The 25,951-nt window shown below is 69.3% G+C and carries 28 protein-coding genes; 16 read left to right on the top strand and 12 right to left on the bottom strand.

Annotated elements, in window-relative coordinates; all coding sequences use genetic code 11:
• On the top strand, window positions 1-423 hold the full coding sequence (locus NM203_RS21720) for a nitroreductase family deazaflavin-dependent oxidoreductase (RefSeq protein ID WP_255062491.1): 423 nt from the start codon (window positions 1-3) through the stop codon (window positions 421-423).
• Here NM203_RS21720 and NM203_RS21725 read toward each other — a convergent pair.
• The 3 genes from NM203_RS21725 to NM203_RS21735 are packed head-to-tail and all read right to left on the bottom strand — an operon-like array spanning window position 420 to window position 3,437.
• Window positions 420-1,559 carry an RNA polymerase sigma factor gene (locus tag NM203_RS21725; RefSeq protein ID WP_255062492.1) on the bottom strand — a complete coding sequence of 380 codons (1,140 nt, stop codon included), beginning with the start codon at window positions 1,557-1,559 and terminating at the stop codon, window positions 420-422. The genes NM203_RS21720 and NM203_RS21725 overlap by 4 nt on opposite strands.
• Entirely contained in the window at window positions 1,559-1,966 is a 408-nt protein-coding gene (locus NM203_RS21730; RefSeq protein ID WP_255062493.1) for a YciI family protein, read from the bottom strand. The genes NM203_RS21725 and NM203_RS21730 overlap by 1 nt, the downstream gene beginning before the upstream one ends.
• A 37-nt stretch (window positions 1,967-2,003) precedes the next feature.
• A complete protein-coding gene (locus NM203_RS21735; RefSeq protein WP_255062494.1) occupies window positions 2,004-3,437 on the bottom strand; it encodes an MDR family MFS transporter in 1,434 nt (477 codons plus the stop codon).
• A 60-nt stretch (window positions 3,438-3,497) separates the two neighbouring features.
• On the opposite strand from NM203_RS21735, the gene NM203_RS21740 reads away from it, so the two are divergent.
• Window positions 3,498-6,251, top strand: coding sequence for a helix-turn-helix transcriptional regulator (locus tag NM203_RS21740; protein ID WP_255062495.1), 2,754 nt, complete (start codon window positions 3,498-3,500; stop codon window positions 6,249-6,251).
• Here NM203_RS21740 and NM203_RS21745 read toward each other — a convergent pair.
• The 3 genes from NM203_RS21745 to NM203_RS21755 are packed head-to-tail and all read right to left on the bottom strand — an operon-like array spanning window position 6,216 to window position 8,118.
• Window positions 6,216-6,962, bottom strand: coding sequence for an SDR family oxidoreductase (locus tag NM203_RS21745; protein WP_255062496.1), 747 nt, complete (start codon window positions 6,960-6,962; stop codon window positions 6,216-6,218). The genes NM203_RS21740 and NM203_RS21745 overlap by 36 nt on opposite strands.
• Window positions 6,959-7,711 (bottom strand): SDR family oxidoreductase, encoded by a 753-nt coding sequence (locus NM203_RS21750; RefSeq protein WP_255062497.1) that lies wholly within the window; start codon window positions 7,709-7,711, stop codon window positions 6,959-6,961. The genes NM203_RS21745 and NM203_RS21750 overlap by 4 nt, the downstream gene beginning before the upstream one ends.
• Window positions 7,708-8,118, bottom strand: coding sequence for a cupin domain-containing protein (locus NM203_RS21755; protein ID WP_255062499.1), 411 nt, complete (start codon window positions 8,116-8,118; stop codon window positions 7,708-7,710). Before NM203_RS21755 ends, NM203_RS21750 begins: the two co-directional genes overlap by 4 nt.
• Before the next feature lie 148 nt (window positions 8,119-8,266).
• Between NM203_RS21755 and NM203_RS21760 the strand changes: the two genes are divergently transcribed.
• The 12 genes from NM203_RS21760 (at window position 8,267) to NM203_RS21815 (ending at window position 19,098) form a co-directional block, all read left to right on the top strand.
• A complete protein-coding gene (locus NM203_RS21760; protein WP_255062502.1) occupies window positions 8,267-9,517 on the top strand; it encodes an MFS transporter in 1,251 nt (416 codons plus the stop codon).
• A 97-nt stretch (window positions 9,518-9,614) separates the two neighbouring features.
• Entirely contained in the window at window positions 9,615-10,148 is a 534-nt protein-coding gene (locus NM203_RS21765; RefSeq protein ID WP_255062504.1) for a Rossmann-fold NAD(P)-binding domain-containing protein, read from the top strand.
• Between the two features lie 16 nt (window positions 10,149-10,164).
• Window positions 10,165-10,938 (top strand): enoyl-CoA hydratase/isomerase family protein, encoded by a 774-nt coding sequence (locus NM203_RS21770; RefSeq protein ID WP_255062505.1) that lies wholly within the window; start codon window positions 10,165-10,167, stop codon window positions 10,936-10,938.
• 185 nt (window positions 10,939-11,123) lie between these two features.
• On the top strand, window positions 11,124-11,582 hold the full coding sequence (locus NM203_RS21775; RefSeq protein ID WP_255062506.1) for a hypothetical protein: 459 nt from the start codon (window positions 11,124-11,126) through the stop codon (window positions 11,580-11,582).
• 28 nt (window positions 11,583-11,610) lie between these two features.
• Window positions 11,611-12,087: a TspO/MBR family protein gene (locus NM203_RS21780; RefSeq protein ID WP_255062507.1), complete on the top strand. Its 477-nt coding sequence runs from the start codon at window positions 11,611-11,613 to the stop codon at window positions 12,085-12,087.
• 96 nt (window positions 12,088-12,183) lie between these two features.
• Entirely contained in the window at window positions 12,184-13,128 is a 945-nt protein-coding gene (locus NM203_RS21785) for a methylenetetrahydrofolate reductase (protein ID WP_308212846.1), read from the top strand.
• Window positions 13,125-13,886 carry a class I SAM-dependent methyltransferase gene (locus NM203_RS21790; protein ID WP_255062509.1) on the top strand — a complete coding sequence of 254 codons (762 nt, stop codon included), beginning with the start codon at window positions 13,125-13,127 and terminating at the stop codon, window positions 13,884-13,886. The genes NM203_RS21785 and NM203_RS21790 overlap by 4 nt, the downstream gene beginning before the upstream one ends.
• Before the next feature lie 32 nt (window positions 13,887-13,918).
• Window positions 13,919-14,047 (top strand): hypothetical protein, encoded by a 129-nt coding sequence (locus NM203_RS21795; RefSeq protein ID WP_255062510.1) that lies wholly within the window; start codon window positions 13,919-13,921, stop codon window positions 14,045-14,047.
• A 178-nt stretch (window positions 14,048-14,225) separates the two neighbouring features.
• On the top strand, window positions 14,226-14,957 hold the full coding sequence (locus tag NM203_RS21800; protein ID WP_255062693.1) for an ABC transporter ATP-binding protein: 732 nt from the start codon (window positions 14,226-14,228) through the stop codon (window positions 14,955-14,957).
• Window positions 14,954-15,970, top strand: coding sequence for an aliphatic sulfonate ABC transporter substrate-binding protein (locus tag NM203_RS21805; protein WP_255062511.1), 1,017 nt, complete (start codon window positions 14,954-14,956; stop codon window positions 15,968-15,970). Before NM203_RS21800 ends, NM203_RS21805 begins: the two co-directional genes overlap by 4 nt.
• Window positions 15,971-16,044: 74 nt before the next feature.
• Entirely contained in the window at window positions 16,045-16,755 is a 711-nt protein-coding gene (locus NM203_RS21810) for an ABC transporter permease (RefSeq protein ID WP_408633392.1), read from the top strand.
• A gap of 105 nt (window positions 16,756-16,860) precedes the next feature.
• Window positions 16,861-19,098 (top strand): SpoIIE family protein phosphatase, encoded by a 2,238-nt coding sequence (locus NM203_RS21815; protein ID WP_255062513.1) that lies wholly within the window; start codon window positions 16,861-16,863, stop codon window positions 19,096-19,098.
• A 312-nt stretch (window positions 19,099-19,410) separates the two neighbouring features.
• Here NM203_RS21815 and NM203_RS21820 read toward each other — a convergent pair whose 3' ends face one another.
• Window positions 19,411-19,851, bottom strand: coding sequence for an FAS1-like dehydratase domain-containing protein (locus NM203_RS21820; protein WP_255062514.1), 441 nt, complete (start codon window positions 19,849-19,851; stop codon window positions 19,411-19,413).
• 251 nt (window positions 19,852-20,102) lie between these two features.
• On the opposite strand from NM203_RS21820, the gene NM203_RS21825 reads away from it, so the two are divergent.
• Window positions 20,103-20,627, top strand: coding sequence for a hypothetical protein (locus NM203_RS21825; protein WP_255062515.1), 525 nt, complete (start codon window positions 20,103-20,105; stop codon window positions 20,625-20,627).
• 88 nt (window positions 20,628-20,715) lie between these two features.
• Here the strand turns inward: NM203_RS21825 and NM203_RS21830 are convergent, their stop codons facing one another.
• The 4 genes from NM203_RS21830 to NM203_RS21845 all read right to left on the bottom strand — a co-directional run bounded on the left by NM203_RS21830 (window position 20,716) and on the right by NM203_RS21845 (window position 24,904).
• Complete coding sequence (locus NM203_RS21830; RefSeq protein WP_255062516.1) at window positions 20,716-21,513, bottom strand: L,D-transpeptidase; 798 nt, start codon at window positions 21,511-21,513, stop codon at window positions 20,716-20,718.
• 141 nt (window positions 21,514-21,654) lie between these two features.
• Window positions 21,655-22,290 (bottom strand): lysophospholipid acyltransferase family protein, encoded by a 636-nt coding sequence (locus NM203_RS21835; RefSeq protein WP_255062517.1) that lies wholly within the window; start codon window positions 22,288-22,290, stop codon window positions 21,655-21,657.
• Complete coding sequence (gene abc-f, locus NM203_RS21840) at window positions 22,287-23,927, bottom strand: ribosomal protection-like ABC-F family protein (protein ID WP_255062694.1); 1,641 nt, start codon at window positions 23,925-23,927, stop codon at window positions 22,287-22,289. The genes NM203_RS21835 and abc-f overlap by 4 nt, the downstream gene beginning before the upstream one ends.
• A 2-nt stretch (window positions 23,928-23,929) precedes the next feature.
• A complete protein-coding gene (locus NM203_RS21845; protein ID WP_255062518.1) occupies window positions 23,930-24,904 on the bottom strand; it encodes a glycoside hydrolase family 6 protein in 975 nt (324 codons plus the stop codon).
• A 132-nt stretch (window positions 24,905-25,036) separates the two neighbouring features.
• Here NM203_RS21845 and NM203_RS21850 point away from each other — a divergent pair, with 132 nt between their 5' ends.
• Window positions 25,037-25,468: a hypothetical protein gene (locus NM203_RS21850; protein ID WP_255062520.1), complete on the top strand. Its 432-nt coding sequence runs from the start codon at window positions 25,037-25,039 to the stop codon at window positions 25,466-25,468.
• 74 nt (window positions 25,469-25,542) lie between these two features.
• On the opposite strand, the gene NM203_RS21855 is transcribed toward NM203_RS21850, so the two are convergent.
• On the bottom strand, window positions 25,543-25,713 hold the full coding sequence (locus NM203_RS21855; RefSeq protein ID WP_255062521.1) for a hypothetical protein: 171 nt from the start codon (window positions 25,711-25,713) through the stop codon (window positions 25,543-25,545).
• Between the last annotated feature and the right edge of the window lie 238 nt (window positions 25,714-25,951).

The following is a 25,951-nucleotide window of genomic DNA, read 5'->3' on the forward strand; positions in this document are numbered from 1 at the left end:
ATGTCCGAACCCATCGACTTCGATGCCATGAACCGTCCCGTCATCGCCGAGTTCCGCCAGACCGGCGGTAAGGCGGGCGGAATATTCGAGGGCAAGCCCCTCGTCCTCGTCCACCACATCGGCGCCAAGTCGGGGACGGAGCGAATTGCGCCGCTGGTGCCCCTGCTCGACGACGGTCGCATCTACATCTTCGCCAGCAAGGGCGGCGCCGACACCAATCCGGACTGGTACCACAACCTGGTCGCCAACCCGACCATCACGATCGAGTTCGGGACCGAGACCTACACCGCGAACGCCCGTCTTCTCAGCGGAGACGAGCGCGACACCGTGTACGCCAAGCAGGTCGCCGTCGAGCCGCAGTTCGGCGAATACCAGAACAAGACGACTCGGGTGATCCCGGTCTTCGAGTTGCAGCGCCCCTAACCGAACCGCAACGTCGCGGCGCGGCGGATCAGGTGGTTGCGCTCCGCGACGTTCTGCGCCGCAGCGGCAGCCCGCGCGTAGAGGTCCGCGGCCAACGCGACGTCACCGGCCCGCTCGTGGAGGTAGGCCGCTGCGGCGGTGTGCCGCGGCAGTGTCGGATCGAGGTCGGCCAGCGCAGCGAGGCCCGCCCGAGGACCGTCGGCCTCACCCACCGCGACCGCCCGATTGAGGCGCACCACCGGACTCCCGGTGAGGGCGACGAGTTCGTCGTACCACTCGACGATCTGCACCCAGTCGGTCTCGTCAGCGGTCTGGGCGTCGGCGTGCAGGGCGGCGATCGCGGCCTGAGCCTGATACTCCCCCAACCGATCCCGCGCCAGTGCAGCCTGCAGCACGTCAACCCCCTCGGCGATCAGCTCGCGTCGCCACAGCCCACGGACCTGCTCGGCGAGTGGCACCAGGCTGCCGTCGGCGCGGGTGCGGGCGGGCCTGCGCGCGTGGTGCAGGAGGAACAGCGCGAGCAGTCCGGCCACCTCCTCGTCGTCGGTCGACGCCGCGAGTTGGCGCGCCAGCCGGATCGCCTCGGCGGCGAGGTCGACGTCGCCGCTGTATCCCTCGTTGAACACCAGGTAGAGCACCTTCAGCACGGTTCGCAGATCACCCGGACTGTCGAACCGAACATCGCCGACAGTGCGCTTGGCCCGGCTGATCCGTTGCGCCATAGTCGATTCCGGCACTAGATACGCCTGTGCGATCTGCTTAGTCGTCAGCCCGCCGACCGCGCGCAGCGTCAACGCAACCGCCGATGTCGGCGTCAAACGCGGATGAGCGCAGAGGAAGTAGAGCGCCAACGTGTCATCGGTCGGCTGCACGGGTCCGGCCGGCGGCTCGTCGGCCACGCGGTCTTCGCGGTCCCGCCGGGACGCATCGGCTCGAGCCAGGTCCAGGAAACGCCGCCACGCCGCGGTGATCAGCCAGCCCTTGAGGTCGTCGACGTCGGACCAGACCCCCGGCTTCTCGACCGCGCGGAGCAACGCCTCCTGCACCGCGTCCTCCGCGGTGGCGAAATCCGCACCGCGGCGGACGAGGGCGGCCAATACGCCGGGGATCAGCTCCCGCAGCCGCGCTTCGTGCACTACTCGGTGACGGTCGTCGGAGACCCCATGAAGGGACGCAGTTCGAGCCACTCGTGGATCGGACGTCCGCCCGCACCGGGCGCCGCGGACAGCTCGCCCGCCAACTCGACGGCGCGTTCGTAGGAGTCGACGTCGACGATCATGAAGCCGGCGATGAGGTCCTTGGTCTCGGCGAACGGGCCGTCGGTGATCGCGGGCTCACCCTCGCCGCCGTACCGCACCCAGGCGCCCTCGTAGGCCAGCGCCTGGCTGGCGACGTACTCGCCGCTCTCCTTCAGACGGTCCGCGAAATCGTCCATGTACTTCATGTGGGCGTCGATCTCGGCGGGCGTCCACTGGTCCATCGGCACGTCGTTCACTGATGCGGGCGCGCCTCGGTAGTGCTTCAGGAACAGGTACTTCGCCATCGGGTTCTCCCTTCGGTTCGCGACCCTAGTTGGTCGCTCACCCCTGGGACGGAGCCACTTCGAGGTTCTCGACATCGGCCGCAGGCGCGGGTTGGCGACCCGTGAGAAACGCCGCCGCCACCGCGACGACGGCGATCACCGCGGCGACGGTGAAGGCGGCGCGCACGCCGGCGAGATCGGGAGCGCCACCGGATGCCGAGGCGTTGGTCATCACGGTGATGAACAGCGCTGTTCCCGCCGCCCCCGCGACCTGCTGCAGCGTCGTGAGGATCGCGCTGCCGTGCGAGTAGAGCGATTCGGGCAGGACGCCGAGCGCGTCGGTCATGAGCGGGGTGAACATCAGCGACAGGCCCGCCATCATCAGGGTCTGCAGGACGACGATCTCCCAGATCGGCGATTGCCCACCGAGCGTCGCGTAACCCCACAGCGCCGCGCAGAGCAGCACGGATCCGGGGATCACCAGCACCCGCGCGCCGCGGCGGTCGTAGATGCGCCCGACGAACGGGCCCATGACGCCCATCAGGATCCCGCCGGGGAAGCTGAGCAGTCCGGCCACCAGCGCGCTGCGCCCCAGCACGTCCTGCACGTACAGCGGAAGCACGATGATGGCGCCGAACAACGCCATGAAGCCGAGGATCACCAGCAGCAGCGACACCGAGAAGCGGCGGTAGGTGAACGGCCGCAGATCGAGCAAGGCGCGATCGCGGCGCTGCAGGTGCAGCTGCCGGCACCCGAACACCAGCAGGGCGACCGCACCGACCCCTGCCGGTATCCACGCCGGGACGCTGGAGCCGCCGTGCGCCGCCTCCCCCATCAGCGAGAGCCCGAGCACCAACCCGGCGAACGCGACGGCCGACAGCGGTACGGACACCGCGTCGATCGGCGTGACCCGCGTCCGCTCGGTGGACACGTGCAGCCAGCGGAACCCGGCGGCGAGCGCGGTCAGGGCGACCGGTAGCACCAGCCAGAACATCCAGCGCCAGCTCAGCGAACCGAGGATCAAGCCCGACAGCGTGGGACCGACGGCCGGGGCGACGGCGATGACGATCGAGATCGTGCCCATCGTCTGCCCGCGGCGAGCGACGGGAACCAGCGTCATGATCGTGGTCATCAGCAGCGGGATCATGACGGCGGTCCCGCACGCCTGCACGATCCGGGCCCCGAGCAGCACGCCGAATCCCGGCGCGAGCGCCGCGATCAGGGTTCCGCTGCAGAACAGGATCATCGATGCGAGATAGACGCCGCGCGCCGGGAAGCGCTCGAGCAGCGCGCCGGTCATCGGGATCACCACGGCCATCGTGAGCAGGAAGCCGCTCGTCAGCCACTGCGCGGTGCTCGCCGACACGTTCAGGTCGAGGATCAGCGCGGGCAGGGCGACGCTCATGATCGTCTCGTTGAGGATCATGACGAACGCCGATCCGACGAGCAGCGAGATGATCAGAGTCGCGCTGGGTGCGGCACGCCGCTGCATGAATCAGTCCTCCGATGTTGGGCACCCCAGGGTAGGTGGCGTCGTGAAAGACTGCCCACGATGACCGATCTGCCCGGGCGCAGCGCCGAGTGCCGGGTCCTGCGGGAGCTCTTGGGCACCGTGCGATCGGGCCACAGTGCGGTGAAGGTCCTCCTCGGCGAGGCCGGCATCGGGAAGACCGCGCTACTGGGCTACCTGCGCGAGTCGGCAACGGATTGTCTGCAGCTCGGAGCCGTCGGCATCGAGTCGGACATGGAACTCGCCTACGCGGGCCTGCATCAGGTGTGCGCGCCGATTCTCCCGCTGCGCGACGAGCTCCCGCGACCGCAGCGCGAGGCACTCGAGAGCGCCTTCGGACTCGGTGATGCCGCCCCGACCCCCGATCGGTTCCTCGTCGGCCTGTCCATCGTCGGGCTGTTCGCCGCGGCGTCGCGGGAACGTCCCGTGCTCTGCGTCGTCGACGACGTGCAGTGGCTCGACACCGTCTCCGCGCAGACGCTCAGCTTCGTGGCGCGTCGCCTACTCGCCGAACCCGTCGGCCTGGTGCTCGCCCTGCGCACCCCGATCGACGGTGTCGCCGGCCTACCGGCTCTCGTGGTCGGCGGCCTGACCGACGACCACGCGTCCGCCCTGCTGCAGTCGGCGTACCCCGGCCGCCTCGACGCTGCGGTGCGAGACCGCATCGTCTCGGAGGCACGCGGGAATCCGCTTGCGCTGCTGGCCATCCCGAAGGGGCTGAGCGCCGTCGATCTCGCGGGTGGATACCAACGGCCCGACAGGCGTCCGGTGGTCGCGGACATCGAGGAGCACTACCAGCGCACGCTGCAGGCGCTCCCCCCGGAGTCGCGCCGGTTCCTCGTCCTGGCGGCCTCGGAGCCGGTCGGGGATCCGACGCTGCTGTACAGGGCGATGGATCGGCTGGGGCTCACACCGACCGCGGTCACCCCCGCCGAAGAAGCCGGGCTGATCACGATCGACACCAGGGTGCAGTTCCACCATCCGCTCGCTCGCAGCGTCGCCTACCGCTCGGGCGGCGTGGAGGAGCGCCGTGCGGCGCATGCGGCGCTGGCGGCGAGCACCGATCCAGACGTCGACCCCGACCGCCGCGCCTGGCATCGCGCGCTCGCCGCCGAGACGGTCGACGAGGTCGTCGCCGACGAGCTCGAGAGCTCGGCACGTCGGGCCCGGCAACGCGGCGGCACAGCAGCCGCCGCCGCCTTCCTCACCCGCGCGGTCGAGCTGACGCCGGACCCGGCCAGACGCGCCGCCCGCGCGCTGGACGCAGCGGAGGCGCACCGCGAGGTCGCATCCTTCGACTCGGCGCGAAGCCTACTCGCGACGGCGGAGCTCGCACCGCTGACCGAGGTGCAGCGCACCCGGCTGCACCAGTTGCGGACACGGTTGGCCTTCGTCTCGGCGCGGGTGAGCGGTGACGCGGACGCGTTGGTCGCGGCGATCGACGACTTCGCCTCGACAGCATGGCGATTGGAGACTCTCGACAGCGCGTCGGCCACGGAGGCCTACCTGGAGGCGATGGCCGCGGCCATGTACGTGGGCCGGTCCGCGGGGTCGCGCGCGACGGAGATCGCGGTCGCCGCCCGCCGCGCATTCAGCGTCGCCCCACCGGTCCGTCCGCTGGACGAGCTCGCGCACGCGCTCGCCGACCGACTGGCGTTGGGCGCTGCACCCGCGATGCCCGCGATGCAACGCGCCCTCGCCTCACTGAAGACCGCGGGAGAAGGCGCCGCCGCACAGTGGTTCTGGCTCGCGTTCCCGATCGTCCACGAGTCGCTGGTGCACGAGGTGTGGGACGACGACGGCTGGGAGGTGGTCTCGGCGCACGCCCACCGGCTCGCCGCCGAACGCGGCGCACTCGCGTTGCTGCCCTCGGCGTTGCTGTCCAAGGCGGGCGCGCACATGGAGAAGGGCGAGTTCGACAGTGCGCGAACGTTCGTCGCCGAGGCCAACGACATGGCGGTCGCCACCGGTTACGCACCGCTCAAGTACCACCGGCTGGTGCTGTCGGCGTGGTGCGGCGAGGAGGCCGAGGCCACTCGCCTCATCGCCGCGGCGCTCAAGGCCGGCGCCGCCCGTGCCGAGGGCCGGATCGCGGGGCTGGCCAACTACGGCGCCGCCATCCTGCACAACGGTCTGGGTGAATACCGGACCGCACTCGACGCGGCGCGCACCGCGTTCCAGTACGAAGACCTCGGCTTCTTCAGTGAGCTGCTGATCGAGCTGATCGAAGCGGCGGCGCGCTGCGACGACCACGAGACCGCCGATGCAGCACTGGCGCGACTCGCGGAGCGCACGCTCGCGAGCGGCACGCATCGCGCCCTCGGCTCTCTGGCCCGGTCTCGGGCTCTGCGCGCCGAGGGAGAACAGGCCGAGACGCTCTACCTCGAGGCGATCGACCACTTCCGAAGGACCCAGCAGGCAACGCATCTGGCGCGCGCACAGTTGATCTACGGCGAGTGGTTGCGCAGGCAGCGCGCCACGACCAGAGCCCGTGAGCACCTCCGCGCGGCGCACGACGCCTTGGCGGGGATGGGTTCGGCGGCGTTCGCCGAACGCGCGCGCCGCGAACTGCTCGCCGCGGGCGCCAAGACGCGCAAGCGTGCGACCGCGGCGGGAGACGCCCTCAGCCCACAGGAGCATCAGATCGCGCAGCTCGCAGGCAGCGGCATGACGAACCAGGAGATCGCGGGCCAGCTCTTCATCAGCGCGCACACCGTCGAGTACCACCTGCGAAAAGTGTTCGCGAAGAAGGGTATCCGGTCACGTCGCGAACTGCGCAAGATGTTCGCGCAGTGACGTCGCACCGTGTTCCGCGTCCGGGCCGGTGACCAGGCTGTCCCGCCGAATCGGGATACCGAAGTACGTCGCATCCGGGTCCACGACGATCGGGAGCTCCTCGCCTCGGCTTGCGAGTACCGCTGCGGCCATGTCCGCGAACGACATCCGCTCGGGCCCACCCACTTCCAGCACACCGTCGGCGGCGGGTTCGCCGGCGAGGCGGGCGAGCACGGAGACGACGTCGGCCGAGGCGATCGGCTCGATCATCGCGTCGGGCACGCGGACCTCCCCGTCGACGATCAGCGAACCGGCGATCGCGTCGGTGAGCTGGTGGAACTGCGTGGCCCGTACGACCGTGTACGGGACGCCCGAGGCGGCGACCGTCTGTTCCTGGACGAGCTTGCCCCGCATGTAGCCGCCGGGCAGTTCCCCGACGCCCACGATCGACAGCAGCACGTAGTGCTGCACCCCGGCCGCCCTCGCCGCACCGGAGAGGTTCGCCGAGGTCCCCGTGAAGAACGACAGTGCCGCGTCGTCCTCCGTACTCGGCGCGTTCAGCACGTCGACGAGCACGTCGGCGTCTCGCAACGCTTCGCCGAGGCCGGTGCCGATCGCGGCGTCGACCCCCGAGGCGCGGGACGCGGCGACCACCCGATGACCGGTTCGGGTCAGCAGCGGGACGAGCTGAGTCCCGATCTGGCCTGTGGCCCCCACCACGGTGACCTTCATCGTGATACCGCCTCGGACCCGAGCCACTGATCGAACGTCATTCGACCGTGGACGCTGTCGTCGGATCCCCGCAGCACCCCGGAGGCACAGGACCGGAAGTATCTGCCGGGCAGTGATATTCCGATCGCCCGTCGGGTCGTGCCGTCGTGGGCGAACCTCCGACGAACGAGATCGATCAGCGTCTCGTCGCGCGGACCCACCAGATCCCGCACCCGGCCGGCGGGTCCGCTCTCGGCGATGTCGAGCAGACGCTCGGCCACCTCGCTCGCGGCGACCGGCCGGACCGGCATGGTGGGAACCACGGTCACCGGGCCGACGGTGCCCTGCTGTACCGCCTGGTCGACGAACTCGTGGACCTGGGTGGCGCGCAGGATCGTCCAGGGCACGGGTCCGCACGCCACCACACGCTCCTGGGCGAGCTTTCCGGCGTAGTAGCCGGTGTCGATGTCGTCGATGCCGACGATCGACAGCGCGACGTGGTGCCCGACACCGGCGGCCCGTTCCGCGGCGAGAAGGTTTTCAGTGGCCGCGGTGAAGAACGCCCTCGCCTTCCGCGTGCTCATCGTCATCTGGCTGGAGACGTCGATGACGACGTCGGCTCCGGCCATCGCCTCGACGAGTCCCGCACCGGTCGTGACGTCCTGGCCCGACGCGCGGGACAGGGCGACGACGTCGTGGCCGCGGCGCACGGCTGTGCGGCGCACGTGCCGCCCGATGGTGCCGGTCGCACCGGCGACGACGACTCTCACGCCGCACTCACCCGGCGGTCGCGGCGTGCTTCGAGCTCGTCCTCGTCCACGATCACGAACATCTGCTCGCCCGGCGTGCACATCATGATGACCAGAAAGCGCAGCGGGACGTCGTCGCGGTTGTTGCCGTCGGAGTAGTGGATGACGTCGCCGCCCGGCTCCCAGAAAGCTTCGCCCGCCTTCAGCACCCTGGGCGCCTCCCCTTCGAGTTCGAAGAGCATCTCGCCCTCGAGGACGTAGCCGAAGCACGGACCACCGGGGTGCCGGTGCGGAGGCGCACCCGTGTCACCCGGCCCCCACTCGATGACGGAGGTCATCACGTCGGCGTCCGCGGGGATCACCGGGGGCTTCACGCTCTGGATCACAGTCATCGCGGTCATCAGCTTCTGGAGCACTTCGTCGTTCATCGGGGTGCCTCTCGGAATCGTGGTAAGTCGTGCATCACGACCGTCGCACCGCCGGTAGCGCGCGCGAATCACGGAAAACCCGTAGTCCGGCGCGGGGTGGCAACCGCTACGGACATCGATGAAACATCGACGTACTATGCATTTAGGCGTGGCCCAGTCCCTCGAGTCGACGACCGTGACGCCGCCTCGTGGTGCGCTCGGGTTGATCTTCGACCCGGTGTTCGGGGCGCTCTTCTGGGGAAAGATCTTCTCGGTCGTCGCGGTGTGGACGCACGGCATCGTGGCGGCGATCGTGATGTACGACGCGACCCAGTCCGCTCTGATGGTCGGGCTGGTCGGCGTCGCGCAGTTCGCGCCGCAGCTGATTCTGAGCCCCACCAGCGGCAAGTGGGCGGACACCGGCAATCCGACGCGGCAAATCCTGCTCGGCCGGCTGCTGTGCATCGCGGGGTCCGGCTTCGTGGCGGTGTGGCTGTTCGCCGATCCGGGCGAGAGCGTGTCGCCCGCGGTGCCGGTGCTCCTCGGGTCCCTTCTCGTCGGGTTCGGTTTCGTCGTCGGCGGGCCCGCGATGCAATCGATCGTGCCGAACCTGATCCGGGACGGCGAACTCTCCACGGCGATGGCGCTCAACAGCATGCCCATGACGATCGGCCGCATCGTCGGGCCCGCGGCGGGTGCCTATCTGGCGGCCCACTTCGGCTCGGCCGTCGGCTTCGCCGTCAGCGCAGGGCTGCACGCCGTCTTCGCGATCTTCCTGGTCTTGGTGCGGTTCCCACCGCCTCCGGTACGTCGGCTCGGCGCCGACTACCGGGTGCGGACGGCGCTCCGCTACGTGTGGCGGGACCGTCCTCTGCTGCTCGCGCTCATCGCCGTCACGACGGTCGGCATCGTGTCCGATCCGTCGATCACGCTGACTCCGTCGATGGCCGACGAACTCGGTGGCGGTGCCGGTCTCGTCGGCATCCTGTCGGCGACGTTCGGCGTCGGCGCCGCGGTCGGGATGGCGGTGCTGGCGCTGCTCGGTGGCCGCATCGCGTCGGCGGTGGTGTCGGCGGTGGGGCTCTGGGGCATGGCGCTGGGCTGTGTGGTGCTGGCGGCCGCGTCGGTCACCCCGGTCGCGGTCGTCGGTTTCGTCGTCACGGGCCTCGGATTCGGTTGGGCGCTCACGGGATTGAGCACGGTCGTGCAGGAGCGCGCCCCCGAGGAGCTGCGCGGCCGCATCATGGCGCTGTGGCTGGTCGGCTTCCTCGGCTCCCGGCCCATCGCGGCGGCCGTCCTCGGTGGCACCGCGGACCTTGTCAACGTGCAGGCGGCCTTCGGGGTCGCGGCCGTCGTCGGCCTCGCGGTGGCCCTGTGGTGCCGGCCGTCGAACCTCACCGGGGCGCTACCGTCGCTGTGACGCAGCTCACTTGTGCTCTTATCGTTACCTTAAGAAGCGCTCACTTTTCTTAGAGTTGCGTGTACCGTTGGCTCCGTCAGTGACGAGAGGAACCGACATGCAGACAGTTGACGAACCCAGGATCGTGCTGGTGACCGGTGCGTCGCAGGGCGTCGGCGCCGACGTCGTCGCCCAACTGGACGACACCCACAGCCATGTCATCGCCGGCGACTCCGACGCGGCGGCGCTGATCGACGACGTCGCGGCCCGGTTCGGTCGCCTCGACACGCTGGTGCTGAACGCCTCGGCGACGCGGCTCGACCGCGCCGAGTTGCGCGAGTTCGCCCAGCGGGCCGTGCGCCTGATGCCGATCGGCGGCCACATCGTCTTCGTCACCAGCCATCAGGCGCACTTCTACCCGCACAAGGCGGTTCCGAAGGGGTACGCGGCCGACGCCGCCCGCATGCGCGCAGGCGAGACCGCGCTCTACGGGATGCGCTCGGAGTTCAGCCGCGCCGGCATCCGGTTCACCGTGGTCTCGGGCGACGCGGTCGACGGCGGCTTCGCGGCGGCGATCGTCACGGCGGCGACCACCCCGAATCCGTCGGGCGTCGTCTACGTCGGCAGCGCCCAGTACCTGATGACGGCGTAGGCGCACAATCGGCCACATGCCCCTGGTCACTTACGAGCTGGACGAGCACGTCGCCACGATCACCCTGAATCGGCCCGACGCGCGCAACGCGATCAACGGCGAGATGCGCCGCGACCTCAACGCCGCGTGGGAGCGCTTCCGCGACGACGAGGACGCGTGGGTCGGAATCCTCACCGCCAACGGTGACGTGTTCTGCGCGGGCGGCGACCTGAAGGACGGCGAGGGGTCGGTGGGAACCTTCGGCGGCACGTTCTGGGAGAAGCCGACCATCAACTCGTTCGAGAGTGGGATGGAACTGTTCAAGCCGACGATCGCCGCCGTGAACGGGCCCTGCATAGGTTACGGGGTGACGGGAGTTCTGTTCTGCGACTTCGTCATTGCGAGCACCGCTGCCACGTTCGCGTTTCCCGAGGTGTCGCTCGGCGTGCCGACGATCGTCGGCGCGATCCGGCTGCCGATGCGGGTGCGCTGGGCCGACGCCATGGAACTGCTGCTGACCGGCAAGCCGATCACCGCCGAGCGCGCCAAGGAGACCGGTCTGGTGTGGCGGCTGGTCGAGCCCGACGACCTGCAGGCGTCGGCCCGCGAATGGGCGCGCACGCTGACCGAAGCCGCACCGCTGGCGCAGCGGGCCACCAAGGAGGTGGCGTGGCGCACCGCCACCATGGGCTGGATCGAGTCGGTGCGGTTCGGCGAGACGATGCGCAAGGTCGCGGGCGCGACCGAGGACGTCGTCGAGGGCTTCCAGGCGCGGCGGGAGAAGCGCAAACCGGAGTGGCGCGGCCGCTAGAGAACCGCTTTCACCAGGACTATTCGACGTTTCTCAGCTGATCTCGTGCTGTTTCACGGACTCAAACGGGAATATCGGCTTCGTTATCAAGGTTTGTCCCAAATGTCACATGGGTAACTCAGGTAACAGCGCTGGCAAGCCGGCGCAGCCCTATCAGCGACGAAAGAGCCGAATGGATCAGATGCATGAACACCGTCCTCTACTGCAGCGCCAACGGCGCCATTTATGAGACCCGCGCCTACACCAAGGCCGATATCGACCAGCTAGTCCACAGCCAGGGGCTGCAGTGCCTCACCAGCGCCGACGGCCAGTTCGACTTCTGGTTCAGCCCGTCGACGCGGAAGTGCCAGCGGCGGGTCAACCGCCCGGCAACCGAGCTGCTGCTCGCGACGACCTCCTTCGCAGCGAAGTCGGTGCCGTTGCTCCGCGGCGGTGTCGTCATCGCCACCCACGACTCCGACGGTGAACTCGACGGACTCAGCTGGCAGCAGCTCGACCTGCTCGCCGAGCGAAATCACTCCGTCTCGAAACGCGACGAGCGCGTTCTCACTCGCCGGATCACCAGGGACGGGCGTCGCCAGGTGCGCCGCGACGACGCCGCGACTCTCCCCACGCGCGAAACCACGCCACGCGTCACCGTGTAGCGCTTTGGTGCGGGCTACGGTGGAGCCCATGCGTGCACTGGTCGGAACCTCGTTGGGAACGGCGGCAGCCGCCGTCGTCGGCAGCCTCGCCAGCCGATCGGCGATCGACACCTGGTACCGCACCATCGACAAGCCGCCCTACGTCCCGCCGAATGCGGTGTTCCCGATCGCGTGGACGACGCTGTACACCGACATCGCGGTGACCAGCGGCAAGACGATCGACACCCTGGGTGCACGCGGGGACGAGCAGGCCGCTCGCTCCTACACCGCCGCGCTCGCCACGAACCTGGTGCTCAACGCCGGCTGGAGCTGGCTGTTCTTCAAGGCGCACAAGCTCGGTGCCTCGGCCGTGGCCGCCGCCGCGCTGACAGCCAGCAGCGCCGACCTGGCCCGCCGGACCGCGAAGGTCAGTCCGGCGAGCGGCGCCGCCCTGGCGCCGTACCCGCTGTGGTGCGCGTTCGCGACGGTGATGACGACCGACATCTGGCGCCGCAACCGGCGGTAGCGGCGTCATCCGCCCCCGAGAAAGCGGGCTCCGGCCCGCGTGAACCGCCGCAGTGGGGGAAGTCGGACGGGTGTGAGCGACGGCTGTCCCAAGCGAATGCAGTTCGGACCGTGCGGTGGGGTGAGACAGGACGGCGCGTGTGAGATGCGTCCCGGCCCCTGTGTCTTTCCCGACGCGGTGCCCTGGCCGACCCCCGCACCCGACACGCCGGCGGTGAGCGCCCCGCTCGTCCTGAGTGACTTCAGCTGCGCACCGTGGGACCCGGTCGACGCCGCCTCCGTCGCCGCCACGCTCGCGCCGGCATGTGACGCGGTGCTGGTGGGCGAACATCAGAACCGCCCCGACTTCCCGCCGACGCTGATCGGCCGGATGCTCCTCGACAGCGGAGCCACGCCGTGGATCACCCTGTCCTGCCGGGACCGCAACCGCATCGTGCTCGAACAGGAGTTGCGGGGCCTGGATCTGATCGGGGTGCGGACGGTGTTCTGCGTGACGGGCGACGGCCGTGGATACGACGTACGGCCCGACGTGACGCAGACGTTCGACCTCGACGGACCGCGGCTGGTCGCGCTCGCCTCATCCCTCGGCATGGTCGCGGCGGTTCCCGAGACGCCGACCGCCCCGCCGCAGCACGCCAGGCCGATCAGACTGGTGCAGAAACAACGAGCGGGCGCGCGTATCGCCGTGCTCAATCACGTGACGTCGCCCGCGGCGGTGGCGGAGTTCATGAGTGCCGCGCAGTCGGCGGGGCTGAGCATCCCCGTGCTCGCCGCCGTCGCCGTGTTCAGCGACGCTCCTTCCGCGGCGGTGCTGCAGGGCCTTCCCGGTCTCGAACTCGACCCCGCCGTGGTGGCGGCGGTGCTCGACGCGCCGGATCCGATCGAAGCGGGTATCACGGCGGCGGTCGACGAGGCCCGCGCGCTGCTGTCGATCGACGGAGTCGAGGGGGTGAACCTGTCGGGGTCGGCGTCGGCCTCCGGCACGGGTGTCGGGGCGACGATCAAGGCCGAGGTAGCAGCCCGAATCAGGGCGCTGCCGTGAGTGGGGCGATGGAGGCCGAGTTCGACACGGTGGCGACGTGGACCGCGGAGGTGGCGACCGCGCTGGGGCCCGAGTACGCGTTACCCGCGGCGTGCCGCGGCAGCGGCAGTCCGCCCGCCATCGACTGGCTGTGCGACGCCGTCGACATGAGCAGCGGTGACGTCCTCGTCGACATCGGCGCCGGGATCGGCGGTCCGGCCGCGTACGCGGCACGGCAGCGCGGCGCAGCGCCCGTACTCGTCGAGCCCGAAATGGGCGCGTGCCGTGCCGCCGAGGTGCTCTTCGGCCTACCCGTGGTGCAGGCGTCGGGGTCGGCGGTACCGCTCGCAGACGGCAGCGCCGACGCGGTGTGGTCGCTGGGAGTGCTCTGCACCATGGCCGACCAGCTCGGACTGCTGCGTGAGCTGTCGAGGGTGGTGCGACCCGGCGGAGGAATCGGTCTACTGGTCTACACCGCCACCACCGACGTGCCGAAAGATCGACAGCCCGAGGGCAATTCGTTTCCCAGCACCGAGACGCTCGACACTCTGGTGCGCGGCGCGAACCTGCAGAAGGTCGACGAGTGCCCGGCGGTCGACCTCGGCGCGGGTTCCGCGGACTGGCAGGAGCGCACCGACCGCGTGGCAGCCGAGCTGGAGTCGCGGTACCGGGATCACCCGGCTTGGCAGTTGGCCGAACAGCAGTCGAAGAAGATGGGCGACCTCATCGGTTCCTGCACCGTGGTGGGGACGCTGCTGCACCTGCGTCATCGAACGTGATTCGGCCGCGGCGCGCGGGGTACGAGTGCACGATGACGCAGCCCGAGAACGACGATGTCGCCGTCGACGAAGTGTTGTCGACCCCCGCCACCCCTGGAGCGCAGGCCCTACCCAGCACCGAGGACGACGGGGTCGACGGAGACGACGCCTCCGAGCAGTAGGGCAACGGTTCCAACCGCGCTGGCGTAAACCCGTGACGTCCCGTGACCCGCGGGCAACCATGCGGGGATGCCCGCGAGTGCCCCGGTTGTGCGGGACCCCGTCGTCTCCACCGCATTCGGGCTGACCTTCGACGGACTGGGCCGGGATTTCACCGCGGGCGACGGCGAACGACGGTCCGTGCTGCGCGAACTCACCTTCGACGTGGAGCCGCACGAGATCGTCGCGATCCTCGGGCCGAGTGGATGCGGCAAGTCGACGCTGCTGCGGATCGCCGCGGGTCTCGACGTGCCCTCGGCAGGCAGGGTGCGCATCGACGGCAGCCCCGTGCGGGACTACGACTCCCGGTGCGCGTTCGCCTTCCAGGAGCCGCGGCTGCTGCCGTGGCGCTCGATCACCCGAAACGTCGCACTGGGTCTGCCGCCGAACACCCCGGCGGAGGCCGGTCGGCGCACCGTGGCGAAACTGCTCGAACTCGTCGGCCTGACGGAGTTCGCCGGCCACCGGCCCCGCGAGGTGTCCGGCGGAATGGCCCAGCGCACGTCGCTGGCGCGGGCGCTGGCCCGCACGCCCGGAGTACTGCTGCTCGACGAGCCGTTCGGCGCGCTCGACGCGCTGACCCGGCTGAGAATGCAGGACCTCCTACTCGACGTGCACGCCGCGACGCCGGCGACCGTCCTGCTGGTCACCCACGACGTCGACGAGGCGCTGTACCTGGCGGACCGCGTTCTCCTGCTGGGTTACGACGGCGACACTCCCGGCGCGTCGATCCGCCAGACGCTGACCGTTCCCGGCGACCGACCGCGGGATCGCGGCTCCCCTCAACTGGCCGAGCTACGGGCACGGCTGCTGCGCGGACTCGGCGTCGAAAGCACTCACATCATCCGCACCGATCAGGAAAGCGACACATGAAACTCAGCAGGGCCTTCTGCGCGGTATTCGCCGTTACCGCAATGCTTCTCAGCGGTTGCGTCTCCGGCGAAGGCGGTGATCGAGGTTCGGACGGTGACAGCGCGGTGGCGGGCCGGGAACTCGACATCGACTTCGCCACATACAACCCGCTGAGCCTGATCATCAAGAAGCAGGGCTGGCTCGAAGCGCAGGGGCTGAAGGTCAACTGGGTGCAGTCCGCCGGTTCCAACAAGGCCAACGAGGCCCTACGTGCGGGTGCCATCGACATCGGCTCGACCGCCGGGTCCGCTGCGTTGCTCGCGCGATCGAACGGGTCGCCGATCCAGGTCATAGCCGTCTACTCCCAACCCGAGTGGGCGGCACTCGTCGCTCCGAAGGGCAGCCCGATCACCAGCGTCGGACAGCTGCGCGGCAAGAACGTCGCCGCGACGAAGGGCACCGACCCCTACTTCTTCCTCCTGCAGGCCCTCGAAGCGAACGGCCTGACGGCGCAGGACGTCACCGTGCAGAACCTGCAGCACGCGGACGGGTGGGCCGCCCTGCAGAACGGTTCGGTCGACGCGTGGGCCGGTCTCGACCCGATCATGGCCGGTGCCGAGCAGACCGGCGCCACGCTCTTCTACCGCAATGTCGACTTCAACAGCTTCGGCGTCCTGAACGCGCGGGAGGACTTCCTGCAGGCCGAACCGGACGTCGCTCAGCTCGTCGTCGACGCCTACGCCGCGGCCGCCGACTGGGCCGCGGAGAACCCCGAGCAGACCGCGGAGATCCTCGCCGAGACCGCCGGCATCGACACCCCCGTAGCCGAACGCGTGATCGGCGAGCGCTCCAATCTCGACGTCGACCAGACCCCTGGACCGGCGCAGCTCGCGGTGCTCGAGAAGATCGGCCCGATCTTCGTCGAACTCGGTGACGTACCCGACCAGCAGCAGGTCGACGACGCTCTGGGCTCGATCGTCAACGACACGTTCGCGAAGCGGGCCGACGCGGCGCGCTTCACGCAGAACGCGTGACCGTCACGACGCCGGTCACCGAAACCGTCGCGTCGCGGAGATATCTGCGGGTTGCCGGCGGCCTCGTCATTCCGATCCTGATAGTCGTTGTGTGGCAGGGGGTTTCGACCAACGGCCTGATATCGGTCTCGGTGCTGCCCTCGCCGTGGATGGTGTGGCAGGCCGCGGTCGACCTCGCCCAGCGCGGTCTCTACGGACACTACGTCGCGATCTCCACGCAGCGGGTCCTGGTCGGGTTCGCAGTGGGCGCCGCCATCGGACTCGCGCTCGGTGCCGTCGTCGGTCTGTCGACGTTCGCCGACATCCTGCTCGCGCCGACCTTCGCAGGCGTGCGCGCCGTCCCCTCGCTCGCCTGGGTGCCGCTGCTCATCCTCTGGTTCGGGATCGGCGAGCAATCGAAGATCATCCTGATCGCGATCGGCGCGTTCTTCCCCGTCTACACGATCGTGGGCGCGGCACTCCGACACGTCGACACGCACCTGCTCGAGGCCGGCCGTGCCTTCGGTCTGCGCGGCATGCGGCTGTTCACCACGGTCCAGCTGCCAGCGGTCGTCCCGTCGACCATCTCGGCACTTCGACTCGCGCTCGCGCAGTCCTGGCTGTTCCTGGTGGCCGCGGAGTTGATCGCGAGCTCCATGGGGCTGGGCTTCCTGCTGCTCGACTCGGGCCAGAACGGACGCATCGACCGCATCTTCCTGGCGATCATCTCGTTGGCGCTGCTCGGCAAGTTGACCGACTCGCTGCTCGGCCTGTTCGAGAAGTGGGCCATCGCGAGATGGGCGTGACGCTCCGGCGGAGTAGGATCGCTGCCCGAGCGTTGCCCGTCGCGGCGCGGTAGGGATTGAGTGCACAGTCTCGCGAACGCCCATCGGCCAACCGTGAGGACGTGCTTGAACATCGATCCGGCGAACGACTTCGTCCCCCCCGGCACGCCCATCGACCTGGACAACTGCGCCCGCGAGCCGATCCACATCCCCGGCAGCGTCCAGCCCCGCGGCGTGCTCGCCGTGGTGCGCGAACCCGACTTCACGGTGCGGCAGGTCAGCGCCAACGTCGACGATCTCCTCGGTCGATCTGTCGACGACGTCCTGGATAAGCACCTATCCGCTCTGATCGGCGTCGAGCAGGCCGCGGCGATCGAGCACGCGGCCGCGGTCTTCGGGGACCTGCACCAGCGCAACCCGCTCGAGTGCAATGTGGACATCGGGGGGCGGCGCCGGCTGTTCGACGCGATCCTGCACCGTGAGCCCGGCGGTGTCCTGCTTCTCGAGCTCGAGATCGCGTACGGGGCGCGACCCTTCTCATTCCCGAACACCTACCAGGCGGTGCGCAGCTCGGTCGAGCAGCTGAATCGCGCGTCCGCGCTCACCGAGCTCTACGACACCACCGCGCGCGCCGTTCGCGAGCTGACCGGTTTCGACCGGGTGATGGTGTACCGCTACGACGAGGAGTACAACGGCGAGGTCGTCGCGGAGGCAAAGCGCGACGACCTCAACTCCTTCCTCGGCCTGCACTACCCGGCCTCGGACATCCCCGCTCAGGCCCGCGCTTTGTACGAGAAGAGCTGGCTGCGGTTGATCTCGGACGTCGGCTACACCCCCGTTCCGCTGTTGCCCGCAACCGCAGCACCGCTGGATCTCACGCACGCGACGTTGCGCAGCGTGTCCCCGATCCACATCGAGTACCTGACGAACATGGGCGTACGCGCGTCGATGTCGATATCGCTGCTACGACACGGCCGGCTGTGGGGGTTGATCGCCTGCCATCACTACGCGGGCCCGCACCTACCGCCGTACGGGGCACGGGCGGCTGCCGAGTTCCTGGGCTCGACGCTGTCGCTCCGGCTCGTCGACCAGGCGGACGGCGATGAACTGCGGCGGCGGCTGGACAGCCAGGCCGTGCTCGGCAAGCTGACCGCTGCGACTCTCGATCACGGTGAATCCCTCGTGACGGCACTGCTCGGGGCACCCAGCCTGCTCGACCTCGTCCCCGCCGACGGCGTCGTCGTCGACATCGGCGACGAGCGTCGCACCCTCGGCACGGTGCCCTCGCCGCATGCGGTGTCGGCCGTCGTCGACTGGGCGCGCGAGGCGGGCGAGGACATCGCGATGACCCGGTGCCTGTCGGCTCAACTGCCCGCGATCGGCGTCGATCCGCAGGTTGCCTCCGGGGCTTTGGCGATCACCCTTCCCGACGGGCAGTACGCCGTCTGGTTCCGCCGCGAGGTGCTGCGCTCGGTGGACTGGGGCGGCGACCCCCACAACAAGGCCATCGCCGTCGGTGAGGGCGACGACGTCCGGATCAGCCCGCGCAAGTCCTTCGATCGCTGGCGCGAGATTGTCGCGGAGTGCAGCGAGCCCTGGTCGGTCGTCGAGACCGAAGCGGCGGAGGCCCTGCGGCGGAACCTGGTGGAGTCGCTGTACCGCCGCACCAGGGGGGCCTTGCAGGTGGCCGAGACGCTACAGCGCAGCCTGCTGCCGGAGTCCATTCCGGCGCCCGAGGGGTGGCAGCTCACCGCTCATTACGAGCCCGCGGTGGGCGGCCGGGTCGGCGGCGACTGGTACGACGCCTTCGAGCTCCGTGACGGTCGCATGATCGTCCTGCTGGGTGACGTTGCGGGACACGGCCTTACGGCTGCGGGCACGATGGCCCAACTGCGCAACGCGCTCAGGGCGCAGCTGTTCTCGGGCGTCACGCCCGCCGAAGCACTGACCGAACTCAACGCCTTCAGCCTGCACCTGGTGTCGCGGGCGTTCGCGACGGTCATCGCGGCACGGGTGGATCTCGGCACGGGACGGGTGGAGGCCGCATCGGCCGGGCACTTGATGCCGTTCCTGACGGGCTCGGCGGCGCGGCCCGTGCAAGCGCCCATCCGGCTGTCACCGCCCATCGGCGTCCAGGGGATCACCTACCGCCCCAGCACCTTCACGATCGAGCGCGGGCAGGGCCTGGTGCTGTTCTCCGACGGACTCGTCGAGCGGCGCGACTCCACCATCGACGACGGGATCGAACGACTGGCGATCAGCCTCGAGGCCGCCGGAGCTCCGACCGCAGAGGACATTTCGACGGCGATGGCGTCGGGTGACACCGACGACGACGTCACGATCCTGACGTTGCGAAGGCGGTGAGCGACTCAGGCCGAGTTGGCTTCGGGGATGCCGTGATCGGCCACCACCTGCACCGTGTACTCCCTGAGATGAGGTAGGTCGATGGCGCGGCACAGTCTCGTTCGGTAGCCGCAGATTCGTATCGTCCGCGAGCGCAGCGTCGGGTGCCGCAGTCGAATATCCTCGCGCAGTTGCTGTTCGAAAGCAGCGCTGCCCTCGGTTCGAGGGTCGGCGCATGCACTGATGTGATGTATCGCCATGGCTCAGCTAACCGTGGGGTCGCCGTTTCCGCGCGGTGGAACACGCGTGGTCGCGGCGATGTTCACAGGCCGTTTACACGATCGGGTCGCCCGCTTCAGGCTCACTCCGGCCGGCCATGACGGTGTAGTCCTCCTGGACGACGTCGCCGTGCTGGTTGGTGATCGTGCTCCGAATCGTCAGTACATCGGCCCCGAACGCTTTACGCAGTGAGTCGAGGCGGATGCTGCAGCGCAGCTCGTCATCGACGAAAATCGGCCGCAGCATCGTCAGCCCCTGCTCGGCCTGAACGATCTTCTCGTCCTCGATCGGGATACCGGCGTGCTCGAAGAACGCCAATTGGGCCTGCAGTCCGAAGATCGCGACGAAGGTCAGAGGTACCGGGCGGGACTCGTGTCCCAGTTCGGACGCAGCGTCGTCGTCGTAGAAGGCGAGGTCGGGGTTCTTCACCGCGAGCGCATAGCGGCGCACCATCTCCCGGTCGACCACGTAGTGATCCGGATACTCGTACGTCATCCCAACGATGTTCGGACTCAGCGCCACACCTACCACGCTATCGGTGGTGTGACTCGGTCACCAGGAGTTCTAGCGCACCGATCGTTGCTGCGGTAGAGGCTTCTCGAAACGGCTGGGTCACGGTTTCGCGTGATCTTGTATCAACCCGACAACGATCCGCATCGCGCATGGACACGTCTTACACGCTTGTCATACGGTTCAGGAGTAATTAACTCGTCAGAAAATTTACGCTTGGGTCATGGGAGGCACCGGTGACGACCATCCTCGATCGCATCACCATCGCGGGGATAGCCAGCGCTGGATTATGCGCTGTTGCAGTGGCATTGACGCCCCCGGCGACGGCGACGCCGTTCGTCCAGGGAGGCGGCTACGCGTGCGTCGACAGCGCCGCGGGCACCGCGGGCGCTGCAGGCGCGGCGGGTGCCGCCGGCGCGGCGGGTGCGGCCGGTGCTGCCGCGCCGTGCGCGGCCCCCATCGCGCAGGCAGCCGCACCGATCATCCCGGCGGCGGCACCCGTGCCGATCGTTCCGGTGGTGCCGGCCGCGCCGCCCCTCATACCCCCGATTCCGATGGCGCCGCCCATCCCGGTGGTCCCCGCCGCTCCGGTGGTGCCCGCCGCGCCGATCATTCCGGCGGCGGCTCCGATCATCCCGGCCGCCGCTCCGGTGGCGGGAGCGCCGCTGCTCGAGATGGGCGGCGTTGCGGGTAAGGGTGATCCGGTGGGTGCTCCCGCCGGGACCGACGGCGTCCCGACGCCGGCGGGCCCCCAGAACTGATCGACGCGCACGAGGACGGGCCCTTACGGGGGTCCGTCCTCCGTCGTTGGGGGACAACCGAATTCCGGCGACGACTGCTGGTCGCCGGCTACTCCTGCACGATGACCGGATCGCCCTCGTTGACGGTGTTGAAGTACCACTCCGCGGCCGCCGGGATCAGGCTGATGCAGCCGTGGCTGACGTTCTCGTACCCGATCGAGTTGACCGCCCAGGGCGCTGAGTGGACGAAAAGGCCGCGGCGCGTGATGCGGACCGCGTACTCCACGTCCATCAGGTATCCGTCCGGAGCGTCGACGGGGATGCCGACACTGCTGGAGTCCATGAGCACGTCGCGTTCCTTGCCCAACACCGGGTAGGTACCGGGTGGGGTGGGGTACTCCGGTCGCCCCATGCTGGCCAGCAGAACACCCGGCTCGCCGGCGTGCGGTGAATGGTGAGGTGCGGGCAGCCAATCCGGCGACTGCCCGTCGATGGTCACGGTGAACGTGTGATCGGAGATGTCCGCGACGCCGACAAGCGCTGGGCCCGTCTGGATTTCGGTCTTGAGGCCACCCACGGAGAGCAGCACCGTGCTGTGCGCCGGCCAGAACCGGTCGGGAATCCACTGGACGGCGTCGTCGGCCAACCACTCGAAGCGCCCCGTCATCGAGGGCACTGACGTGATCGCGAGATCCCGCTCGACGGCCGTGCGATTGGCCACGGCGTGGTGGAACTTCACGATCAGCGGGTGTGCCACACCCACCACATCGGTGGGATTCGGGGCGATCGAATCGATGTCCGAACCGAGCGGCAGGGTGACGGCGGCGTTGTCCACGCCGCCGGTACCCCAGAAGACGGTGGTACCGACGACGACCACCGCGAGAACCGAATGAGTTACTGTGCGCATCAATCCGATTTCGTTGATATGACGACGTTTTCGTGCTCACTGCCATACTAGGGACGGGCCGCCCGTAGGCCTCGCCGCACACGTCGACAACTCGGTCAAGTGTTCATCACGATTAGGCCACCCGCCGGTCGCGAGGGCCGCTCACGCCAGCGACGTGATGCGCCGCTGAACCTCACCGAGAAGCTCGTCGACCGAGTCGAACCCGTCGGGCTCTATGGGTTCACCGAACACGACCTTGACGTCGTGGCCGAGCGACGGAAATCTCCGGTCGAGCGGAAGCACCCTGTTGGCGTTGATGATCCGGACCGGAATGATCGGCACCCCGGTGTCCTTGGACAGCACCGCGACGCCGGGCCTGTATTGGGCTGTCTCGCCGGGCTTCACGCATCTGCCCTCGGGGAAGATGCCGACCAGCGCCCCGTCCTTCAGCGCGTGTTCGGCGCTCTCCATCGCCCGCCTGCCGGACTCGGAGTCGCCGCGGACCACCGGGATCTGACCCAGCACCTCGACGAGCCACCGGGTGAACGGCGACTTCCACAGCTCCGCCATCGCCATGGCGATCGCCTGCCTGCGAATGGCCCCGAGGATGAAGAACACGTCGATCATCGAGGTGTGATTGGCGGCCAGGATCACCGCCCCCTTGTCGGGCACGACGTCACCGTTCACGATCTCGGTGCGGACGACGCGGGTGAAGCCGAGCGTCCAGAGGACCAGGCGAATCGACCACGTCAGCAGCCACGCCCGTTTTCCGAGGCCGCGCGACCGCGGTCGCCTCACAGTTCCACGACCCGTCCTGCGTCCACTAGCCAGGTGCGGTCCAATCGGACATTCTGCAGCATCCTGCGGTCGTGTGTGACCAGCAGCAGCGCACCGTCGTAGGTGTCCAGCGCCTGCTCCAGCTGTTCGATGGCCGCGAGGTCGAGGTGGTTCGTCGGCTCGTCCAGCACCAGCACGTTGGTGCCGCAGGCCTGCAGCAACGCGAGGCCGGCGCGCGTGCGCTCCCCCGGCGAGAGGTCGTCGACGGCGCGCTCGACGTGGTCGGCGGTCAAGCCGAACTTCGCGAGCAGGGTGCGCACGTCGGCGGTCGGCCAGTCCGGCACGTGCAGTTCGAAGCGGTCGACTAGGCGATCCGAGCCCGCGAATTCCGCACGCGCCTGGTCGATTTCGCCGATGGCGACGTTGGCGCCGAGACTCGCCCGGCCGTCATCGGGCTGCGTCCGGCCCAGCAGCAGCCGCAGCAGCGTCGACTTGCCCGCGCCGTTGGGGCCGGTGATGCCGATTCGCTCGCCGGCGTCGACTTGCAGCGACACCGGCCCCAGGGTGAAATCACCTCGGCGCACAACGGCGTTGTCCAGCGCGGCCACGACAGCGCTCGACCGCGGGGCCGCGCCGATGGTGAACTGCAGCGTCCACTCCTTGCGCGGTTCCTCGACCTCTTCGAGCCGAGCGATCCGGCTCTCCATCTGGCGCACCTTCTGCGCCTGCTTCTCGCTCGATTCCGATTGCGCTCGGCGCCGGTTCTTGTCGTTGTCGGGAGCCTTGCGCATCGCGTTGCGGACTCCCTGGCTCGACCACTCCCGCTGGGTGCGGGCGCGGGCGACCAGGTCGGCCTTCTTCTCGGCGAACTCGTCGTACTGCTCCCGTCGATGGCGGCGGTTGACCGCGCGCTCCTCGAGGTAGCTCTCGTAGCCGCCGCCGAACACGGTGGTGGTGTGCTGTGCGAGATCCAGCTCGAGCACCCGGGTCACGGTGCGCGCGAGGAACTCTCGATCGTGGCTCACCAGCACCACACCGCCGCGGAGTTCCCGCACGAGGCGTTCCAGCCGCGCGAGGCCGTCGAGGTCGAGATCGTTGGTCGGCTCGTCGAGCAGCACGATGTCGAAGCGCGACAGGACCAGGGCAGCCAGCCCCACCCGCGCCGCCTGCCCACCGGAGAGGTCGGTCATCATGGTGGACTCCGGCTGCAGCGAGTCGGTGCCGAGGTCGGCGAGCACCGCCGGTAGCCGTTCGTCGAGGTCCGCCGCGCCGGTCGCCAGCCAGTGATCGAGCGCGACGGCGTAGGCGTTCGCGCTCGACTCCGATTCGGTCAGCGCCTCGGCCGCCGTTTCCATCGCCTGCGTGGCCTGCGCGCAACCGGTGCGGCGCGCAACGTAGCCTGCGACCGTCTCGCCGGGCACGCGTTCGTGTTCCTGCGGTAGCCATCCCACGAACGCGTCGGCGGGCGCGAGGCTGACCGTGCCGTCGAGCGGCGCGAGCTCACCGCCCAGGATCCGCAGCAGGGTGCTCTTGCCCGCGCCGTTGGCGCCGACGACGCCGATCACGTCGCCCGGCGCCACCGTGACGTCGAGGTTCTCGAACAGGGTGCGGTGGGCGTAGCCGCCTGCCAGGCCCTTGGCGACGAGCGTGGCGGTCAGGTCTACCAGCCCGCGTTCTGCGCGAGTTCGATCGCGTACGAGTTGACGAAGGTGCCCGCGGACGCCTCGCCCGCTCCGCAGGAGCCGTCGGACTCACCGGGGCGCTTCACCCACAGGAACGCGTCGACGTTGCCGTTGCCGGTGGCGGCGGTCGGCGCCACACCGAGGGCGCGGCCGCTGGGGTTGCACCAGTAGTACTCGCCGTCCGCGGGCCCGGCGCCGTTGCGCGAGGTGTCGATGACGTAGGGCTTGCCGCCCGTCATTCCCGAGATGGCGTCGCCGTATCCCATCGACTCCTGGGTGGTGAAGAAGTTCGCCGTGTTGAGGCTGAAGCCCCGCGCCTTGGCGACGCCGACCTGGTTCAGCCGGTTGGCCATCTCGTCGGCGGCGACCCAACGCGAATGGCCCGCGTCGACGTACACGGCGGTGGCCGGGTTGCGGGTGAGCGTGTCGACGGCGTAGCTCATCAGGTCGAAGCGCTCCTGGCGCTGATCAGCCGACAGGCAGTCGGCCATGGCGAGCGCATCGGGTTCGAGGATGACCGCGGCCGGACCGCCACCGATCGCCGCGGCGACGCCGTCGATCCAGCCCCGGTAGGCGTCGCCGGAGCCGAACCCACCAGCAGCGAAGCTGCCGCAGTCCCGATGCGGGAGGCTGTAGAGCGCGAGAATCGGCACGGTCCCGGCGGCCTGCGCGGTGGCGATGTACTTGGCGTCGACCGCAGGTGTGGAGCGGTTGTCCATCCAGTACGCCGTCGGCGTGTTCGCGATGGCGTCCAGCTGCGGACTCCCCGCGCCCGCCGCGGCGCGCTTGGCCTTCGAGTCGGGGTTGACGTAGAAGTTCTGCCCGGCCAGCGGATTGCCGTCGGCGGCGAGCGCCTGAGCCGGGGTGATCACGACTCCGGCGCCGACGACGGCCGCGACCGTCAGGAAGGGGGCGATGAACCGTGCGACTGCATGAGCAGCTGAGGACGTCACCTCACAGAAATTAGTGAAACGCGGCAGTGAGCGCCAATCGCATGTCGTCGCGGGCTTCATTTTCGTCAGACCGGGTATGCGCGTCGTCGAAAGTTTCTGTTCACAGCAACACCGACACGAATCGAGGACACGATGGACGTCCAGAAGCACCGCCGACTGTCCGCGACGGTAGGAATCGCTGCCGTTATCGCGCTGAGCACCCTGACCGCGGCGTGCGGCGGAAGCGAGAGCTCCGAAGACCCGTCGAGTTCCAGCACCAGTACGACGACCTCGACGACGGCACCGATGACCACCAGTGCCACCACGCCCGCGCCGGCACCTGCGCCGGCGACCACGGGCGCACCGGGTGCGGGTGCCGGTGAGGGCGGTGCCAGCGCATCGGTGCCCGGCGCGGACACCGGTGCCGGCGCAGGACCCGGCGGTGCCAGCGCAGAGGTGCCCGGCGGCGGCGCGGGCGCGGGCCCCGGCGGGGCGAGCGCGGGCGTGCCCGGCGCCAGTGCAGGTGCGGGCCCCGGCGGCGCCGAGGCGTGCGCCGGCGGCATCTGCGTCGGAACGGGCGGCTAACCCGGATACGCATCCAACAGCGTCCGCCCCCTGCTTTCGGCAGGGGGCGGACGTCGTCGTTCAGCAGGTGGTGACTAACACCGCGTCAGTTCCCTGTCCACGATCACCACGTCGTATGGGCGGACGTGGGTTGCCGGTTTCGCGCCCACCGTTGCCAGCAGTGCGGTCGCAACCGGGCTGAATCTGGTCAACACCTGGTCAGCGATGCCGCCGCCGAGCTGGTAGCCCGCCTCGAGGATCGACATGGCTTCTCCTTAATTCGCTAGCTTCTGCAAGCACAACGCTTGCTGTTGGCAGCAAAATGCCCGATTTCCGGCGAGCTAGGCACAGTGTGATCCGTTGCACTGCAGCAAACGCTGGGTCGGTTAGCCTGTCGACGTGCATTGCAGTTGCCCCGGTGAGGGCGGGTTGTCGCGGCGGTCACTGTTGACGGCGTCCGTGGCCGCTGTCGCCGGAGGAGCGGCACTGGCCGCGGCGCCCGCC

It is taken from the genome of Mycolicibacterium arenosum, assembly GCF_024320865.1.
GTDB classification, from domain to species: Bacteria; Actinomycetota; Actinomycetes; order Mycobacteriales; family Mycobacteriaceae; genus Mycobacterium; species Mycobacterium arenosum.

Bases quoted from the DNA above. Each gene is read 5' to 3' on its own strand.
- NM203_RS21720 (WP_255062491.1), top strand. From the start codon at position 1: ATGTCCGAACCCATCGACTTCGATGCCATGAACCGTCCCGTCATCGCC.
- NM203_RS21730 (WP_255062493.1), bottom strand. From the start codon at position 1,966: ATGGCGAAGTACCTGTTCCTGAAGCACTACCGAGGCGCGCCCGCATCA.
- NM203_RS21735 (WP_255062494.1), bottom strand. From the start codon at position 3,437: ATGCAGCGGCGTGCCGCACCCAGCGCGACTCTGATCATCTCGCTGCTC.
- NM203_RS21740 (WP_255062495.1), top strand. From the start codon at position 3,498: ATGACCGATCTGCCCGGGCGCAGCGCCGAGTGCCGGGTCCTGCGGGAG.
- NM203_RS21745 (WP_255062496.1), bottom strand. From the start codon at position 6,962: ATGAAGGTCACCGTGGTGGGGGCCACAGGCCAGATCGGGACTCAGCTC.
- NM203_RS21755 (WP_255062499.1), bottom strand. From the start codon at position 8,118: ATGAACGACGAAGTGCTCCAGAAGCTGATGACCGCGATGACTGTGATC.
- NM203_RS21765 (WP_255062504.1), top strand. From the start codon at position 9,615: ATGCAGACAGTTGACGAACCCAGGATCGTGCTGGTGACCGGTGCGTCG.
- NM203_RS21770 (WP_255062505.1), top strand. From the start codon at position 10,165: ATGCCCCTGGTCACTTACGAGCTGGACGAGCACGTCGCCACGATCACC.
- NM203_RS21775 (WP_255062506.1), top strand. From the start codon at position 11,124: ATGAACACCGTCCTCTACTGCAGCGCCAACGGCGCCATTTATGAGACC.
- NM203_RS21780 (WP_255062507.1), top strand. From the start codon at position 11,611: ATGCGTGCACTGGTCGGAACCTCGTTGGGAACGGCGGCAGCCGCCGTC.
- NM203_RS21785 (WP_308212846.1), top strand. From the start codon at position 12,184: ATGCAGTTCGGACCGTGCGGTGGGGTGAGACAGGACGGCGCGTGTGAG.
- NM203_RS21795 (WP_255062510.1), top strand. From the start codon at position 13,919: ATGACGCAGCCCGAGAACGACGATGTCGCCGTCGACGAAGTGTTGTCG.
- NM203_RS21805 (WP_255062511.1), top strand. From the start codon at position 14,954: ATGAAACTCAGCAGGGCCTTCTGCGCGGTATTCGCCGTTACCGCAATG.
- NM203_RS21820 (WP_255062514.1), bottom strand. From the start codon at position 19,851: ATGACGTACGAGTATCCGGATCACTACGTGGTCGACCGGGAGATGGTG.
- NM203_RS21830 (WP_255062516.1), bottom strand. From the start codon at position 21,513: ATGCGCACAGTAACTCATTCGGTTCTCGCGGTGGTCGTCGTCGGTACC.
- NM203_RS21850 (WP_255062520.1), top strand. From the start codon at position 25,037: ATGGACGTCCAGAAGCACCGCCGACTGTCCGCGACGGTAGGAATCGCT.
- NM203_RS21855 (WP_255062521.1), bottom strand. From the start codon at position 25,713: ATGTCGATCCTCGAGGCGGGCTACCAGCTCGGCGGCGGCATCGCTGAC.